A 17,131-nucleotide genomic window follows, 5' to 3' on the forward strand; every position below is an offset into this window, starting at 1 on the left:
TCACAGCCAGTGATTTCGCCGGAACGTCCGCCAGAGTCCCACGCAGATCGTGGCCAGCAAGGTCAGCACCACGAAGTAGCCGTACTTCCAGTGCAGTTCCGGGATGTTGTCGAAGTTCATCCCGTAGATACCCGCGATCATCGTGGGCACCGACGCGATCGCCACCCATGCCGAGATCTTGCGCATGTCGGTGTTCTGCTGGATACCGACCTTGGCCAATGCGGCGTCGATCAGCGATGTCAGGACCTCGTCATAACTCGCGATCCGCTCGTTCACGCTGGTGTGATGGTCCTGGACGTCGCGGAAATAGCGCCGTACCTCTTTCGGGATCAGCTTGTCCTCGGACGAGGTGAGCCGGCGCAGCGCCGCGTCGAGTGGGTCGACGGCCCGTCGCAGCTCCATGACCTCACGCTTGAGGAGGTAAACGGGTTCGATCTCGATCCGGCGGCCGGGCGAGAAGACGTTCTCTTCGAGCGCATCGACGTCGAACTCCACGGCGGTGGTGACGTCGACATAGGTGTCGACCACATGGTCGGCCACGGCATGCATCACCGCGGTGGGCCCCAGAGCCAGGCGCTCGGGAAGTTCCTCGAGTTGCTTGCGAACCCCAGAAAGCCCCGTGTGGTCACCGTGACGCACCGTGATCACGAACTCGTTGCCCGCCATCACCATGATCTCGCCGGTCTCGACGACCTCGTTCGCCACCTGTAAAGATTCGTGGGCAACGTATTTGACGGTCTTCAGTACCAGGAACAACGTGTTGTCGTATTGCTCCAGTTTCGGCCGCTGATGGGCTTGCACAGCGTCTTCGACCATCAGTTCGTGCAGGCCGAACGTGTTGGCCACCCCTTCCATCTGCCGGCTGTCGGGGGAGTGCAGACCCACCCACACGTAGCCCCGTCCGGTGGAGCGCACCTCGTCGAGGGCGTGACTGAACGTGCGCAGCCCCGGCAGGCGTTTGCCGTCGACGTACACCGCACAGTCGACGACTGCACGCGACGGCGGGATGGGCACCCTGGAGGAGGGTTTGCCTGGTGTGCTGGTACGCAGATGCGGCCGTGGCGGCATGGCACCTCCCTTGTCTGTGCGTGGCGAAAGTCCACGGGGGATGCTACGCCCGGAACCGTGACGCCCGCCGATTCCGGCGGTTGCGCGGGGCCCCGCCAGCGGGATTGCGTCTGGATCATCGGTGCTGGTTGATGTCGAATCGGTGGAGTGCGGGCTGCGAACACGTCACGACCACCCAAGACAACCTCACGACTACCAGGTATGGCCGTGAGAGCTTTTGGGTTGAAGTAGCGTGATCGGCGTGACTGACCTGATGGGCAGTGAACTGCCCGCCCCCGACGCCGACGCATCGACAATCACCCGCGACGAGATCTTCGCCGGCCATGAGGGTGGCAAATTGTCCGTGAGTATCACCTCGCCGCTCGACACCAAGCGTGCTCTGTCGATCGCCTACACACCCGGCGTCGCCGAGGTGTCCCGCGCCATCGCGGCCGACCCCGAATTGGCCCGGCGCTACACCTGGACCAATCGTCTCGTCGCGGTGGTCAGCGACGGCAGTGCGGTGCTGGGGCTCGGTGACATCGGTCCGAGCGCCTCACTGCCCGTCATGGAGGGCAAGTCGGCGCTGTTCAAGAACTTCGCCGGGCTCGACTCGATCCCCCTGGTGCTCAGCACCAAGGACCCCGACGAGATCGTCGAGACGCTGATCCGCCTGCGGCACTCCTTCGGTGCGGTGAACCTCGAGGACATCTCGGCACCGCGGTGTTTCGAGATCGAGAAGCGGGTGATCGAAGCCCTTGACTGTCCGGTCATGCACGACGATCAGCACGGCACCGCCATCGTGGTGCTCGCCGCGCTGAAGGCGGCCACCAAGCTGCTGAAGAAGGACCGCAGTGCCCTCAAGATCGTCATCTCGGGGTGCGGCGCTGCCGGCGTGGCCTGCGCCAACATCCTGCTCGCCGACGGCATCGCCGACGTCACGGTGATCGACAGCAAGGGCATCGTGCACAGTGGCCGCGACAACCTGCACGACGTCAAGGTCGACATGGCCGGGCGCACCAACCCCGACGGCAGGACCGGATCGTTGTCGGACGCCCTCGTCGACGCCGATGTGTTCCTGGGGGTGAGTGCCGGAAAGGTGCCCGAGGAGGCCCTCGCGACGATGAACTCCGATGCGATCATCTTCGCTCTGTCCAATCCTGACCCCGAGGTCCATCCCGACGTCGCACGCAAGTACGCGGCAGTGGTCGCCACGGGTCGCAGTGACTTCCCGAACCAGATCAACAATGTGCTGGCCTTCCCCGGAGTGTTCCGTGGAGCGCTCGATGCGGGCGCACGACGCATCACCGAGGAGATGAAGTTGGCGGCCGCCGACGCGATCGTCGAGGTCCTCGGCGATGACCTGTCCGCAGAGATGATCGTGCCGAGCCCGCTGGACCCCCGAGTGGCACCTGCGGTCGCCGACGCGGTTGCCAGGGTGGCCAAGCAAGAGTGAATTCCGCTCTACTGCAGCACATCCGACGAGGTCTGCCGGTCCTGGTGGTGGCCTGCGCGCTGATGGTCGCCGGTTGTTCGGACCCGGGACCCGCGCCGCAGGAGCTGGTGATGGGGTCGACGGCCGATACGCCGAGTCGAGTTGCCACAGCCATCTATGCGGGAGCTCTTCGCGGGGCAGGGGCGGCGGTCTCGGACGAACATCCGGTGGCCGACTACGGTGGCCTGCTCGACCAGATGGACAACCGCACAGTGGATCTGTTCCCGGCGTGGTCCGGAGAATTGCTGGCACAGCTCGACCCGGGGGCATCGGGACGCACCTCGGAGGACGTCTACAACCAGCTCAATCAGGCACTACCGCAGGGTGTCTCGGCGGGCGACGCCACCACGGTGCAGAACAAGCCGCTGGTGTTCGTGTCCAGTGACCTCGCGGCCACAGCCGACATCGATGAACTCGCAGAGTGCGCCGCACTCCCGGCAGGGCTGCCCCTGGTCACCGTGGAGGAACCGGCGCCGCAGACGGTCAGCGACTTGGCCGGGGCGGGATGCGCCTTCGGTCCTGCTCGGGTGATGGATGCGCAGGCGGCGGTCGCGGAAGTGGCCGCGGGCCGCGCCGCAGGGTTGTTCTCGGCATTGGGTGTGGTGGCCGACGACGCCGGCCTCCAGGGTCTCGACGACGGCAACGACGTGATGCGGGCGCAGGACCTGGTGCCGATCTTCCGCACCGCTGCCCTCAGCCGCACGTTGTTCCGTGCGATGAACAAGGTTGCGGGCGAGTTGACCACCGCCGACCTGACCACCATGGCGGCCGAGGTCGACGGTGGTGCGGAGCTATCCGGCGTTGCGACCCGCTGGCTCGGCGAGCACAGCCTGTGAGTACCGCAGCCGGTCACTGAGGAATCGACCCAGGTCGTCAACTGCGGCAGCAGCCTCGGTCACCAGCGGTGCCGCGGTGTGCGCCACGTGCCACAGCGGACCGAGATCGGATGCGGTGACGTCGACCCCTGCCTCACGCAGCGACGCGACGAACTCGTTGACCTGCTCGAGCAACAGTTCACGCTGACCGATCTGGACCAGGGTGGGCGGCAGCCCCTCCAAAGATCCGACGGCCGGCGCATACCGGGGGTCGGTGGGATCGCCGTCTCCGAGGTAGGCGGCTGCGCCCTGACGCGACCACTCGAGGTTCACGACGATGTCGGTGCCGAGATCTTCCGACACCCCAGCAGGGTTCACCCATGGTGAGATCAGACCGAGCGCGGCGGGGGTGACCCCGTGCTCGTCGATCAACACCCGCGCAGTGGCCACGCTGAGCCCGCCGCCTGCCGAATCGCCCGCGATCGCCACGGACTCGGGACTGTATCCGCGTTCGAGCAGGGCGAGGTAGGCGGCAACCGAGTCATCGACTGCGGCGGGCATCGGATGCTCGGGTGCAAGCCGGTAGTCGAGGGCATAGACCTCGGCGCCTGCGGCCCGCGCGAGCGTGGTGGTCAGTGCCCGGTGGGTGGCCGGGGACCCGACGATGTAGGCACCGCCGTGCAGGTACAGCACCGCCCGACCGTGTTCGGTGGCCCCGACACTGACCCGCTCGGCAGACCGATCACCCAGAGTCACCGACCGGATCACCGAGTGAGGCACCTTCGGCAGCAGCAACGTACTCATCTCCAGCAGCTTGCGCTGGGTCTGCGGCGACCACCGCGAATTGAGGGTGAGTGCAAACAGCGGACGGAAGATCAGTTCACCGGCCGGGACCGACAGAAATGGTTTCAGTTCCATGATCGTCAAGGGTCAGAGGAGCGGAGACGTGGAGGTCACGGGCGACGGGTCTGCCTTCGGCAGCAACCTGACCGCCAGCTTGCTGTTGACGATCTCGTACATGGATCCGCCGGCGCGAACCAGCAGATCGAGCACCTTGGCGTCGGCGCCGACGAGAACCCGTGGACGGTTGCGCTCGATTGCCTTGATGATGATCTCCGCTGCCCGTGCCGACGTGGTGTGGGCCAGCTTCTTGTCGAACAACTCGGCGGTGTTCTTCTGATCGTGCCCTTCGGACACGGTGGCGTTGCGGGCGATCGCGGTCTTGATGCCACCGGGATGGACGCAGGTGACGTTCACGGGATGTCCGGCGATCCGCATCTCTTGATACAGCGATTCGGTGAAGCCGCGGACCGCGAACTTTGCCGCGTTGTAGGCACTCTGACCCGGCATGGCCAGGATGCCGAACAACGACGAGGTGTTCACGACATGCCCGTCGCCCGAGGCGATCAGGTACGGCAGGAACGCTTTGGTCCCGTTCACCACGCCCCAGTAGTCCACGTCCATCACGCGTTCGTACTGCTTGAACTCGGTCAGCTCGACTTCACCGTGATGGGCGATGCCTGCGTTGTTGATGACGAGGTTGACCTTGCCGAAATGCTGGGCGACATCATCCGCGTAGGTGAGGACGGCTTCGCGTTCGGCAACATTGAGCAGCTGCGAATGTACTTCGGCGCCTTGCTCTTTGAGCATGCGCTCGGTCTCTTCGAGACCGGCGGGATTGACGTCCGAGATGGCGACCTTGGCGCCCTTGGCTGCGAGCTGGAGTGCCAGGTCGCGGCCCATGCCCGAACCGGCGCCGGTCACCACGGCCACTTTGCCCCTGAAGTCCTTCATGACGTCACCGCTTCTTTCAGTGTGTTGGTCGTGTCATCGCCATCGCCTGCCGCGGGAGCGATCGCGGCTGCGGTCGAGGTGTCGTACGCAGCCAGGTCGAACTTACGGGTCAGGCGACGGTAGTTGAAGGTGAATCCGGGCCACAGCGTGGTGATGTTGCCGAACTTGTCCTTGTACCAGCTCGCGCAGCCGCCGGTTTCCCAGACACTCGTCTTGAGATTCTTCTGGATGGTGGCGTTGTAATCGTGCTGTGCGTCGGCCCGCACCTCCACCCGGGAGATGCCGTACTCGCGGGACAGTTTGAAGTAGTCGACGAGGTAGTTGAGCTGGGACTCGATCATGTAGACCATCGAGGTGTGACCCAGCCCGGTGGACGGTCCCACCATCAGGAACATGTTGGGGAAGCCGTTGACGGTCGAACCCTTGTAGGCGTTCATCCCCTCGGCCTCCCAGACCTGAGCGAGGCTGCGCCCGTCCTTGCCGATGATGTGCTCGAACGTGGGGGAGTCGGTCACGTGGAAGCCGGTCGCGATGACGATTGCGTCGACCTCGCGGCTCACGCCATCGGCAGTGATGATGCCGCTGGTGGTGACTTCCTTGATCGGGTCGGTGACCAACTCGACGTTGGACTGGTTCAGCGCCGGGTAGTAGGTGTTCGACAGCAGGATCCGCTTGCAGCCGACCTTCCAGTTCGGGGTGACCTTCGCCCGAAGCGCGGGGTCGGAGATTCCGCGAGCGATGTTCTGCTTGCCGATGATCTTCGCGGGTGCCAGGACGTTGGGCTGGTGGGTGAGGCCGAACGAGACCAGTTCGTGCGAGGCGTAGATGCTCGCGCGCACCGCACGCTGGAATCCGGGAATGTTCTTGAACGCCCAGTTCTCCTTGGCGGAGTAGGGCCGGTCGGCACGCGGCAGGACCCAGGGGGCAGTGCGCTGGTAGACGTCGAGCCGCCCGACCTTCTTGGCCAACTCGGGGATGATCTGGATGGCCGAGGCGCCGGTCCCGATCACTGCTACGCGCTTACCGGCCAGGTCGTAGTCGTGGTTCCATCGCGCCGAGTGGAAGATCTCGCCGGTGAAGCTCTCGATACCGGTGACGTCGGGGAGCTTGGGCTCGCAGAGGGGGCCGATCCCGCCGATGAGGAACTCGGCCTGCCACTGACCCTTGTCGGTGTCGATCACCCAGTGGCCGGCCTTCTCGTCCCAGGCGGTGTTGATGACCTCGGTGTTCCACTGCGTCCGCGACCCCAGGTCGTACTTGTCGGCGACGCCGTTGATGTACTTGTGGATCTCGGGCTGCTGCGAGAAGGAGCGGGTCCACGAGGGGTTGAGCGCAAATGAGTAGGAGTACAGGTGCGAGGGGACGTCGCATGCCGCACCGGGATAGGTGTTGTCGCGCCAGGTACCACCGAAATTGCTGCCGCGGTCGAGGATGACGAAGTCGTCGAACCCGTTCTGCTGCAGCTTGACGGCAGCACCCAATCCGGAAAAGCCTGCGCCGATGATGGCGATCTTTACAACGTTCATGGGTACGAACATACCGCCTATTGACGAGCTGTCAATAGCGGAGCGGCGAGCACGACCCCGACTATTGACGAAGAGTCAGTACTATCGGACGCGTGACGACCGCTCGGCGAACCCGGATGAGCCCACAGGCACGGCGTGATCAGCTGATCAGCCACGGTCTGCGGATGCTCGACAACCGTGCGCTCGACCAGGTGTCCGTCGAAGAGGTCGCCGAGGCGGCCGGCGTGTCGCGGGCTCTGCTCTTCCACTATTTCGAGTCGAAGCAGGACTTCCTGGTGGCACTGACCACGGAGCAGAGCCGGCGGATGCTCGCGCGAACCGAACCCGATCTGAGTCTCGGCGACCCGATCGAGATCGCCCGGGCATCGCTGGCCCAGTACATCGACTACGTGTCGGCGAACCGTTCGGCTTATCTCGCGATCTTGCAGGGGAGCGGTGCCTCGGATCCGGCGATGCGTGAGGTCGCCGAGCACACCCGGACCGTGATGGCCGAACGGGTGTTGTCGCTGGCCGAACTTCTCGATCTGACGCGCACGCCGCTGATCGAACTCGCCGTACACGGTTGGGTCACCTTCACCGAGCAGGTGACCGTTCGGTGGCTGCAAGATTCGGCGGGCGTGGACCGCGACGCCCTCGTCGAATTGATCACCCGCGCACTGCCGCTCATCGCGACACTGGCAGCAGCCACCCCCGACCCCCGATAGTGGCGGGTTTCGGTGAGCGTGACCTGCGGAAACGCTCACCAAAACCCACCAAGATCGGTCAGCCGAACGCGGTGTCGATGATCTCCTGCTGCTCGACGGCGTGCACCTTCGACGAGCCCGACGACGGGGCCGACATCGCCCGTCGCGAGACCCGGCGCAGGCCGTTGAAGAACTCGGGCAGCATCTCGGGGAGCGCCAGACCGAAGAAGGGCCACGGACCCTGGTTGGCCGGCTCTTCCTGGACCCAGAAGATCTCTTCCATGCTGGTGTAGCGGCTCAGTGCCGAGCGCAAACGCTTGTGCGGCACCGGGTAGAGCTGCTCGATACGGACGATCGCGACATCGTCACGCTTGTCCTTGGCCTTGCGTGCGGCCAGTTCGTAGTACAACTTGCCCGACACCAGCAGCACCCGCCGGACCTTCTCGCGTTCGGCATCGGAGGTGAAGGCCGGATCGTCGATGACCGACTGGAAACGACCTTCGGTGAACTCCGACACCGGCGACACCGCAGCCTTGTTCCGCAGCATCGACTTCGGGGTGAAGACGACGAGCGGGCGGCTGATGCCATCGAGCACATGGCGCCGCAGCAGGTGGAAGTAACTCGCGGGGGTCGACGGTAGGGCCACGGTCATCGAGCCCTCTGCGCACAGCTGCAGGAACCGCTCGATACGTCCCGACGTGTGGTCGGGACCCTGACCCTCGTGACCGTGCGGCAGCAGCAGCACCACGTCGGAGGTCTGACCCCACTTGGCCTCACCCGACGAGATGAACTCGTCGATGATCGACTGGGCGCCGTTCACGAAGTCACCGAACTGGGCTTCCCACAGCACGAGGGCATCGGGATGACCGACCGAGTATCCGTATTCGAAGCCGACCACCGCATATTCGCTGAGTGCGGAGTCGTAGGCGAGGAATCGGCCCGGCTTGTCCGGGTTGGTCTCGGCGACCGTGCGCAGCGGTGTGTACTCCTCGCCGGTCTCCCGGTCGATCAGTACCGAGTGACGCTGGGTGAAGGTGCCTCGGCGGGAGTCCTGACCGGACAGTCGCACGGTGCGGCCCTCTTCGACCAGTGAACCGAATGCGAGCAGCTCACCGAACGCCCAGTCGACATCGCCGTTACGCGACATCTCGTAGCGCTTCTTTAGCACGGGCTGGACACGCTGGTGCACGGTGAAACCCTCGGGCACGTTGATGAACGCGTCGCCGATCCGCTCCATCGTCTCTTTGCTGATGGCGGTGTCCAGCTTCACCGGTGCCTGCTGGTCGGCCTCGACCGACGGGCTCGGTGCAGCCTGGTACTTCTCCAACTCACGGACCTCGTTGAAGACCCGTTCGAGCTGACCCTGGTAGTCGCGCAGGGCGTCTTCGGCTTCCTTGGTGGAGATGTCACCACGGCCGATGAGCGCTTCGGTGTAGCTCTTACGCACCGACCGCTTGGTGTCGATGACGTCGTACATCGCCGGCTGGGTCATCGAGGGATCATCACCCTCGTTGTGGCCGCGACGGCGGTAGCAGACCAGGTCGATGACAACGTCCTTGTTGAACGCCTGCCGGTAGTCGACGGCCAGCTTGGCCACCCACACACATGCCTCGGGATCGTCGCCGTTCACGTGGAAGATCGGCGCACCGATCATCTTCGCGACATCGGTGCAGTATTCCGACGACCGCGATGCCTCCGGGGCGGTGGTGAAACCGACCTGGTTGTTCACCACGATGTGGATGGTGCCGCCGGTGCGGTAACCCCGCAGCATCGCGAGGTTCAGCGTCTCGGCGACCACACCCTGGCCTGCGAACGCGGCATCGCCGTGCAACATCAGCGGCAGCACGGTGAACGCGCCGTCGCCCTTGTCGTGCAGGTCCTGCTTGGCCCGCACCAGACCTTCGAGGACCGGGTCGACGGCCTCGAGGTGAGACGGGTTGGCGGTGAGGGAGACGTTGATCTCGTTGTCGCCGAACATCTGGTAGTACTTGCCCTCGGCGCCGAGGTGGTACTTGACGTCGCCCGAGCCGTGCGCCTGCGACGGGTTCAGGTTGCCCTCGAACTCGGTGAAGATCTTCGAGTACGGCTTGCCGACGATGTTCGCGAGCACATTGAGCCGGCCGCGGTGGGGCATGCCCACAACCACTTCGTCGAGGCCGTATTCGGCGCTCTGATCGATCACGCCGTCCATCATCGGGATGACTGCCTCGGCACCCTCGAGCGAGAAGCGTTTCTGCCCGACGTACTTGGTCTGCAGGAACGTCTCGAATGCCTCGGCTGCGTTGAGCTTGGAGAGGATGTACTTCTGCTCCGCGACGGGTGGCTTGACGTGCTTGATCTCGACCCGTTCCTGCAGCCACTGCTGCTGCTCGGGCTCGAGGATGTGGGTGTACTCAACACCGACGTGGCGGCAGTAGGAGTCGCGCAGGATCGACAGGACATCGCGCAACTTCATCTTGTTCTCGCCGTGGAACCCACCGACGTTGAAGCTGCGATCGAGATCCCAGAGCGTCAGATCGTAGGTCAGCACGTTGAGGTCGGGGTGAGCCGACCGTGCGTCCGAATCGATCATCAGAGGGTCGATGTCGGCCATCAGATGGCCCCGGTTGCGGTATGCCGCAATCAGTTCCAGCACACGGGCGTTCTTGTCGACGGCGCCCTCGGGGATGTCGCGACGCCAGCGGATCGGCTCGTACGGGATGTGGAGCGTGGTGAAGATCTGGTCGAAGAACTCGTCCGACAGCAGCAACTGATGGATGGTGCGCAGGAAGTCACCCGACTCCGCGCCCTGGATGATGCGGTGGTCATAGGTGGACGTCAGCGTCATCAGTTTTCCGACGCCGAGCGCTGAGATCTGCTCGTCGGAGGCGCCCTGGAACTCGGCCGGGTACTCCATCGCGCCCGCGCCCACGATCGCGCCCTGGCCCTTCATCAACCGCGGCACCGAGTGGACCGTGCCGATGGTTCCGGGGTTGGTGAGCGAAATCGTCACGCCCGCAAAGTCTTCGGCGGTCAGCTTGCCCTCGCGAGCCCGCCTGACGATGTCTTCGTATGCCGCGTGGAACTGCGCGAAGTTCATGGTCTCGCAACGCTTGATCGCCGCGACCACGAGCGTGCGCGAACCGTCCTTGCCGGGCAGGTCGATCGCCAGGCCGAGGTTGGTGTGCGCCGGGGTCACCACGTTCGGCTTGCCGTCGACCTCTTCGAAGTGGCGGTTCAAGTTCGGGAACGACTTGATCGCCTGGACGATCGCGTACCCGAGGATGTGGGTGAACGACACCTTGCCGCCACGGGTGCGGGCGAGGTGGTTGTTGATGACCACCCGGTTGTCGATCATCAGTTTGGCGGGCACCGCGCGAACGCTGGTGGCCGTCGGAATCTGCAGCGAGGCCGCCATGTTCTTGGCAACCGCGGCAGCGGCACCACGCAGGACCTTGTTGCTGGCCTCGGTCGGTGCATCGGCTGCTGCCGGCGCAGACTTCTTCGCCGGGGTGTCCTTCTTGGTGGGGGCGTCCTTGCGGGGGGCCGGCGCGGACTTCTTGGCCGCCGGTGCGGCGTCCTTGCTCACCGACTCCGCGGGTTTGTCGGTGGTCGACTCGGCCGAGGTGGTGGTCGACGACGAGGCGTCCCTGCTGTGCTCGGACTGGCCGGCAGCGGCCTTGCTCGCCGGGGTCGGGTCGACAGCGGGCTTGGCCGCGGAACCGTTGGCGGAGGATTTGGGAGCAGCAGAGCCATTCGATGAGGCGCCGGCCTTCGGCTGTGACCCAGCGGCCGCCTTCGGCGCCGACTTCGGCGGGGATTTCGCCTCCTCGGACCCATTACCCTCTGCGCCATAACTCTTCAGGAAGTCATGCCAACTCGGGTCCACCGAGCTCGGGTCTTCTTTGAAGCGCTGGTACATTTCCTCAACCAGCCACTCGTTCTGTCCGAAGTCTGAAATCGAACTGCTGCTCACGGCAGTATCTCGCCTCAATTCCCTTTACGTATCCATGTCGAGTCCCGCGCCAGGGGCCGTCTCCGCCGCTATCACGCCGCCCGGAACTCCGTTCGAAGTATCCAGGTCTAAAGGTTAGTCCCCGAGTGCCGCCGAAGCTATGCCGGTCGGTTGCCGCCGTGTCCGGCTGTCGGTTCGCTCGCCTCGTCCGGTGTGATACCCGCCGTCCACAGGGCGCGATACCTTCCGTCCAACGCCAGGAGCTCGTCGTGTGTTCCGAGCTCCACGATCTGCCCGCCGGCGACCACGGCGATGCGGTCGGCTCGCGCCGCGGTCGCCAGTCGATGGGCGACGATCACCGAGCTCCGTGATCCGGTGAGGTGCCGGCCGGCTGCCATCACCCGTCGTTCGGTGGCCTGATCGAGCGTGGCTGTCGCCTCGTCGAGCAGCAGGAGGTCGGGGTCCACCAGTTCGGCACGGGCGAGCGCGATCAGCTGTCGCTGACCGGAGGACAGTCCTTGCCCCCGCTCACCGATCGGATGGTTCATGGCGCCCGGCAGCGCCGAGATCATCGACAACGCTCCCACCGCGCGAGCCGCCGCGACGATCTGCTCGTGGTCGGCGTCTGGTCTGCCGTAGGCGATGTTGTCGGCGACGGTGCCGGTGAACAGGTGGGGTTCCTGCGGGACCACGCCCAGTCGGGAGCGGTAGTACGACAACCGGAAGCCGCGGATGTCGGTGCCGTCCATCCGCACCGATCCGCTTGTCGGGTCGTAGAACCGGGCGAGGAGCTTGACGATGGTCGACTTGCCCGCGCCGGTCTCACCCACCAGGGCCAGTGAGGTGCCGGCGGGAAGATCGAGGTCCACGCCTGCGAGCGCATCGGTTGTCGACCCGGGATAGCGGAACCCGACCTCTCTCAGTTCGGCGTGCCCGGTGAATCCGTTCTCCGGTGTTGCCACGGCGAGTTCGGGCACACCATCGGGACAGCGCACGCTACTGCGGGTGGCGAGCAGATCGGAGATCCGCCGAAGGCCGACCAGAGCTTGCTGGTACCCGTCGAAGACCTGCGACAGCTGTTGGACCGGACCGAACAGCATGCCGAGATACAGGACGAACGCGACGAGGGTGCCTGCACTGGTGCCGCCGCCGGCAACCTGGTGGGCGCCGAAGGCGATCACCCCGGCGGTGGCGAGGTCGGACATCAGCGTGATGAACGGGAAGAAGATGGAGATCGCCTGCTGGGACACCATGCGAGCCCGAACGTACGCCGCAGCCCGTGCCGAGAACTGCGCCATGGCGAAGCCGTCGTGCGAATAGGCCTGGGTGGTGCGCACTCCGCCGACGTTCTCCTGGAAGTCGGCGTTGACCTCGCTGACCAATTCCCGTGAGCGGGTGTAGGCGCGCGACGAGATCCGGCGGAACACGATCGTCGCCACGATGATCGGCGGGAACACCACCAGCATCAGCAGTCCGAGAGAGGCGTCGGTGATGATGAGGGCAACCGCCACACCGACCACCGTGAGGGTGCTGACGATCGCGGTCGACAGACCAGTCTGCAGGAACGTCGACAGCGCATCGACGTCGGTGGTCATGCGCGTCATGATCCGCCCGGACAGTTCGCGCTCGTAGTAGTCCAGGCCGAGTCGCTGCAGGTGCGCGTAACTCCGTACGCGCAGTGCATAGAGGACGCGCTCGCCGGCGCGGGAGGTGATCACGGTCATCACGGCGGTAGCCACGAATCCGATCGCAACGGCGACCAGACCTGCGCCGGCTGCGAACCACAGATGGCTCGACCGGTCGGACGTGGCGCCGTCGATGCCGTAGCGGGCGATCGTCGGGAAGGCCAGACCCACCAGGGTGTCGATGGATATGCACAGCACGACCAACGCCAGCAACCAGCGAACCGGGCGCAGCAACTGACGAAGCGAGAAGTCGGGCCGATCGGTGCGGATGTCGTTGTCGTCGACCTCCGGTGACTCGTCGGCCGGGGGGAGCGCCTGCACCGCTTCGAGGAGTTTCGGGGTCGGAGCCATCGCACCGAGCGCGCCGGCCATCCCACCGCCGCCGCGCGGACCCATCGTCGCCGGTGCCGCGACCTTGCGCAGCCGCGGCTCGGGATCGGGCGCTTCGCTCGGCCAGAGCGCATCGACCGCCACCGGCTGATCGGCGGCGATTTCCTCGTCGAGGTCGTCGTCGCGGACATCCGTGCTCATCAGTGAGCGGAAGAGGGCGCAGCGAGCGTTGAGTTCGGCCTCGGTACCGACGTCGATGATGCGGCCTCCGTCGAGAACGGCGACACGGTCGGCAAGGGTCAGGGTGGACCGGCGGTGGGCCAGGATCAACATGGTCCGCGTGGAGGTGCGCAGATGGGTGAAGATGTCCGCCTCGGTCCGCGCGTCGACCGCGGAGGTCGCGTCGTCGAGGATCAGTACGCGGGGGTCGGCATAGAGCGCGCGGGCCAGTGCGATGCGCTGGCGTTGTCCGCCCGACAGTGTCAGTCCTCGTTCTCCGACGATGGTCCGGTATCCGTGTTCGAGTGCGGTCACGAAACCGTGTGCGCCGGCTCGTTCGGCGGCCGACATGATGCCCGACGGCAGTGGCTTCTCGTCGGTGGTGCTGTCGAATTTGCCGACGTGGGCGTTCGGGGCGATGTTGGCGGCAACGGTGTCCGAGTAGAGGAAGGCCTCGTCGAAGACCACGCCGACCGTCGACCGGAGTTCCTGTGTCTCCACCGTGGAGATGTCGAAAGTGCCGTGGCTGTTCGACAATTCGATCGTGCCGGCCTGGGGCCGGTAAAAGCGGTCGGCGAGTAGGGCGAGGGTCGATTTGCCCGAGCCGGGCGGACCGACGACGGCCACGACCTCACCGGGGGCGATGTGGAGGTCGACCCCGTTCAGCACGGGTGTTCGGGCTCCCGGGTAGGTGAAGGTGACGTTTTTCAGCGCCAGTCCGAGGGCATCACCGGGAAGGGTGCCGCGCGCGGACAGAGCGGGATCGGGTGGTTCGTCGATCACCTGGTACACCCGCTCGACGGCGGCCCGCGCGAGTTGCGCCGACACCAGCAGTGAGGTGAGGAGTCGGGCGAGTCCGGTCATCGTGGTGACGTAGGTGGCGAACGCGAGGAAGGTGCCGACCGTGATCGAGCCCTGCATCGTCAGGTACCCGCCCAGGGCGATGATCGCGACCATCCCCAGCTGCGGCACGGCCGCGAGCGACGGCGCGAAACGTGCGTTAATCTTCGCCGACCGCAGGCGCATGGAGTACAGCCGACGGCCAAGGCCCACGAGCTCGTCGACAGCCCGATCCTCCTGACCGAAGCCCTTGACGACCCGGACGCCGGTCACCGTCTCCTCCACGTGCTGGGCGAGGTCGGCGGCCGATTGTTGCGCGGACCAGGTGGCGGCGAACAGGCGTTTGCGACTGTTGAAGGCGATGGCCGACACGGCCGGGATGACCAGCAGGGCAACCACTGTGAGCAACGGTGACAGGTAGAACATCACCCCGATGGCGAGAACCACCTGCACCATCGCGCCGAGCGAGAGGGGCACCATCGCGAGGAGGCCCTGCACCAGCTGCAGATCGGTGATGCTGCGCGACACCACCTGTCCGGTGCGGATCTGATCCTGAGCCGCACCGTCGAGGCGGAGCACGCTGTTCAGGATCGACAACCGCAGCGCGTTCTGCACGTTGAGCGATAGTCGTCCAGCGGTCAGGCGGCGACCGTACTGGCATCCGAATCGGACAAATGCCAGCGCCACCATGACCCCGGCGATCGCAGCGATCGAGTAACCGTGCTCGGCGGCCCCGGTGGCTTCATCGATCGCGGCCTTGGTCAGCAGGGGGATCGTGAGGTCGATCAGCAGCGCGAGGCCGGTGACACCGAGGACGATGACAACCAGTCTGCGGTGACGCAGACATTCCCGGGTCAGCCGCCGGATCCACCCGGGTCGAACGTCTTCTGGCGGAGCGGTCAACTAGAGGACGGCCCGTCGTATGGCGCGATGATGTGGGGACGGTTCGACGGCCATTCCCTGGGAGCAGGGCCGAAGACCTTGCGCGAATTGTTGATGATGATCTTGCCGAGTGTGCGGTTGCCGACGCCTCCGATGATCGCGCCGAGGCCGGCGGGAAGGAGTTTGCCGGCCGCCAACGGCAACTTCTGGAGGGTGTACTTGCGCAGGTAGCGCTTGACCAACCGCTGATTGAGTGTGCGCATGACCGGTGCCGGTATGACGCCGCCGAGCGCACGGCCCATGGTTCCGCCGGACTTCGCGCCGAGGGAGTCACGCACCACAGCCAGCCCCGACTCACCGAGCGCCACCGTCAGCACGAGGGCTTTGCGGCGTTCGCGGTCGTCGATCGGGATGCCGTGTACATCGGCGATGGCCAGCGACAGGAGTGCCGATGCCTCGATGAAGAAGGCGGTCTCGGCGCCCAGGGATGCCAGGGACATCACGGTGCCCACACCCGGGAACGCAGCCGCGGCGCCGACCGCTCCGCCAGATCCGGTGACAGCCATCAGGAAGCGCTGTTCGAGCCTGGCGATGATCTGTGCCGGTGACTCGTAGGGGTGTTCTTGGCGCAGGTGGTTGACGTACTTGGCGACGGCGGGTGCCTGCAGGTGCTGCGCCTGACCGACCAGCGCGTCCAGGATGCCCTCGGGTTTGCGCCCGGCCCCCACGATCTGTCCGTCGCCGATGGACGACAGCTGCTTTTTGGCCATGGGTCAGGCTCCTTGTCCGGCGGGAACCACTTCGCCATCGATGGGAGGCGGTGGCGGGGTGCCGTCGCCGAACGGTCGACCGCCGAGTTCTTCACGGTGATGGGCGGTGCGCCAGCCGGACAGATCCGGTCCCTTGGGCACGATCTTCGTGGGATTGATGTCCTCGTGAACGATGTAGTAGTGCTGTTTGATCTGGGTGAAGTCGACGGTGTCGCCGAATCCGGGGGTCTGGAACAGGTCGCGTGCGTACGCCCAGAGCACGGGCATCTCACTCAATTTGGACCGATTGCACTTGAAGTGTCCGTGGTAGACGGGGTCGAATCTGACCAGGGTGGTGAACAGGCGCACGTCCGCTTCGGTGATGGTGTCGCCCACCAGGTAACGCTGCTCGCGTAGCCGGTCGGAGAGCTGATCGAGACGTGTGAACAGACGATCGTAGGCTGTTTCGTAGGCGTCCTGACTGCCGGCGAAGCCGCACCGGTACACGCCGTTGTTGACGTCTTTGAAGACGACGTCGATGACCTCGTCGATCTCGCCGCGCAGATGTTCGGGGTAGAGGTCAGGAGCCCCGTCCCGGTGGTGGTCGACCCACTCGGTGGAGAAGTCGAGGGTCATCTGGCGGAACTCGTTGGTGACCACGGCGCCGGTGGGGATGTCGACGATGGCCGGGACGGTGATGCCCCGCGGGTAGTCCGGGTATCGCGTCAGGTAGGCGTCTTTCAGGCGCGGGATCTTCAGGACCGGGTCGAGTCCGTCGGGGTCGAGGTCGAAGGTCCAGCTGTCCGAGTCATGGGTCGGGCCACAAAGGCCCATCGACAGCACCGACTCCAGACCCAGCAGTCGGCGCACGATGATCGCCCGGTTCGCCCAGGGGCATGCGCGGGCGACGATCAGCCGGTACCGGCCGGGCTCGACCTTGAATGTCTCGCCCGCTGGTCCGACGCCGTCACGCGTGATGCGGTTGTCGATGTATCGGGTGTCCCGCACGAACTCTTCACCGGTGGTCACGTAGGTGCCGGGGGTGTCGTGCGCTGAGTGTGTCGACTCGGTGCTCATCGTTTCCAGGGTAGCCGTTGATCAGGGCTGGGCAGACGGACTTCGGCGCGGTATA

At 65.4% G+C, this 17,131-nt stretch carries 11 protein-coding genes; 3 read left to right on the forward strand and 8 right to left on the reverse strand.

All coding sequences use genetic code 11. The features are described from left to right. Nucleotides 1-1,068, reverse strand: coding sequence for a magnesium and cobalt transport protein CorA (locus WIMU1_RS21440; protein ID WP_062800194.1), 1,068 nt, complete (start codon nucleotides 1,066-1,068; stop codon nucleotides 1-3). Nucleotides 1,069-1,321: 253 nt separating this feature from the next. Here WIMU1_RS21440 and WIMU1_RS21445 point away from each other — a divergent pair, with 253 nt between their 5' ends. Both WIMU1_RS21445 and WIMU1_RS21450 read left to right on the forward strand, forming a co-directional pair. Next, nucleotides 1,322-2,503, forward strand: coding sequence for an NAD(P)-dependent malic enzyme (locus WIMU1_RS21445; RefSeq protein ID WP_062800196.1), 1,182 nt, complete (start codon nucleotides 1,322-1,324; stop codon nucleotides 2,501-2,503). Continuing rightward, nucleotides 2,500-3,378 (forward strand): glycine betaine ABC transporter substrate-binding protein, encoded by an 879-nt coding sequence (locus WIMU1_RS21450; protein ID WP_062800197.1) that lies wholly within the window; start codon nucleotides 2,500-2,502, stop codon nucleotides 3,376-3,378. The genes WIMU1_RS21445 and WIMU1_RS21450 overlap by 4 nt, the downstream gene beginning before the upstream one ends. Here the strand turns inward: WIMU1_RS21450 and WIMU1_RS21455 are convergent. Genes WIMU1_RS21455 through WIMU1_RS21465 form a run of 3 tightly spaced genes read right to left on the reverse strand, consistent with a single transcriptional unit; the run spans nucleotide 3,334 to nucleotide 6,677 of the window. Next, nucleotides 3,334-4,275, reverse strand: coding sequence for an alpha/beta hydrolase (locus WIMU1_RS21455; RefSeq protein WP_062800199.1), 942 nt, complete (start codon nucleotides 4,273-4,275; stop codon nucleotides 3,334-3,336). The genes WIMU1_RS21450 and WIMU1_RS21455 overlap by 45 nt on opposite strands. A gap of 12 nt (nucleotides 4,276-4,287) precedes the next feature. Then, on the reverse strand, nucleotides 4,288-5,151 hold the full coding sequence (locus WIMU1_RS21460; RefSeq protein WP_062800201.1) for an SDR family NAD(P)-dependent oxidoreductase: 864 nt from the start codon (nucleotides 5,149-5,151) through the stop codon (nucleotides 4,288-4,290). Then, entirely contained in the window at nucleotides 5,148-6,677 is a 1,530-nt protein-coding gene (locus WIMU1_RS21465; RefSeq protein ID WP_062800328.1) for a flavin-containing monooxygenase, read from the reverse strand. Before WIMU1_RS21465 ends, WIMU1_RS21460 begins: the two co-directional genes overlap by 4 nt. A 92-nt stretch (nucleotides 6,678-6,769) precedes the next feature. Between WIMU1_RS21465 and WIMU1_RS21470 the strand changes: the two genes are divergently transcribed. After that, entirely contained in the window at nucleotides 6,770-7,381 is a 612-nt protein-coding gene (locus WIMU1_RS21470) for a TetR/AcrR family transcriptional regulator (RefSeq protein ID WP_245969055.1), read from the forward strand. Between the two features lie 58 nt (nucleotides 7,382-7,439). Here WIMU1_RS21470 and WIMU1_RS21475 read toward each other — a convergent pair whose 3' ends face one another. The 4 genes from WIMU1_RS21475 to WIMU1_RS21490 all read right to left on the reverse strand — a co-directional run bounded on the left by WIMU1_RS21475 (nucleotide 7,440) and on the right by WIMU1_RS21490 (nucleotide 17,076). Next, on the reverse strand, nucleotides 7,440-11,261 hold the full coding sequence (locus WIMU1_RS21475; protein ID WP_062800330.1) for a multifunctional oxoglutarate decarboxylase/oxoglutarate dehydrogenase thiamine pyrophosphate-binding subunit/dihydrolipoyllysine-residue succinyltransferase subunit: 3,822 nt from the start codon (nucleotides 11,259-11,261) through the stop codon (nucleotides 7,440-7,442). 191 nt (nucleotides 11,262-11,452) lie between these two features. Beyond that, entirely contained in the window at nucleotides 11,453-15,271 is a 3,819-nt protein-coding gene (locus WIMU1_RS21480; RefSeq protein ID WP_084248457.1) for an ABC transporter ATP-binding protein, read from the reverse strand. Then, nucleotides 15,268-16,020 (reverse strand): hypothetical protein, encoded by a 753-nt coding sequence (locus WIMU1_RS21485; protein WP_062800204.1) that lies wholly within the window; start codon nucleotides 16,018-16,020, stop codon nucleotides 15,268-15,270. Before WIMU1_RS21485 ends, WIMU1_RS21480 begins: the two co-directional genes overlap by 4 nt. 3 nt (nucleotides 16,021-16,023) lie before the next feature. Continuing rightward, nucleotides 16,024-17,076, reverse strand: a complete 1,053-nt coding sequence (locus tag WIMU1_RS21490) for a glutathione S-transferase family protein (RefSeq protein WP_023957829.1) — start codon at nucleotides 17,074-17,076, stop codon at nucleotides 16,024-16,026. Between the last annotated feature and the right edge of the window lie 55 nt (nucleotides 17,077-17,131).

The sequence above is a fragment of the Williamsia muralis NBRC 105860 genome, assembly GCF_001598915.1.
In the GTDB taxonomy this organism is placed as follows: domain Bacteria; phylum Actinomycetota; class Actinomycetes; order Mycobacteriales; family Mycobacteriaceae; genus Williamsia; species Williamsia muralis.

What these genes read in the sequence shown, in the direction of transcription:
- WIMU1_RS21440 (WP_062800194.1), bottom strand. Translation starts at nt 1,068, where the DNA reads ATGCCGCCACGGCCGCATCTGCGTACCAGCACACCAGGCAAACCCTCC.
- WIMU1_RS21445 (WP_062800196.1), top strand. Translation starts at nt 1,322, where the DNA reads ATGGGCAGTGAACTGCCCGCCCCCGACGCCGACGCATCGACAATCACC.
- WIMU1_RS21455 (WP_062800199.1), bottom strand. Translation starts at nt 4,275, where the DNA reads ATGGAACTGAAACCATTTCTGTCGGTCCCGGCCGGTGAACTGATCTTC.
- WIMU1_RS21460 (WP_062800201.1), bottom strand. Translation starts at nt 5,151, where the DNA reads ATGAAGGACTTCAGGGGCAAAGTGGCCGTGGTGACCGGCGCCGGTTCG.
- WIMU1_RS21465 (WP_062800328.1), bottom strand. Translation starts at nt 6,677, where the DNA reads ATGAACGTTGTAAAGATCGCCATCATCGGCGCAGGCTTTTCCGGATTG.
- WIMU1_RS21475 (WP_062800330.1), bottom strand. Translation starts at nt 11,261, where the DNA reads ATGTACCAGCGCTTCAAAGAAGACCCGAGCTCGGTGGACCCGAGTTGG.
- WIMU1_RS21485 (WP_062800204.1), bottom strand. Translation starts at nt 16,020, where the DNA reads ATGGCCAAAAAGCAGCTGTCGTCCATCGGCGACGGACAGATCGTGGGG.
- WIMU1_RS21490 (WP_023957829.1), bottom strand. Translation starts at nt 17,076, where the DNA reads ATGAGCACCGAGTCGACACACTCAGCGCACGACACCCCCGGCACCTAC.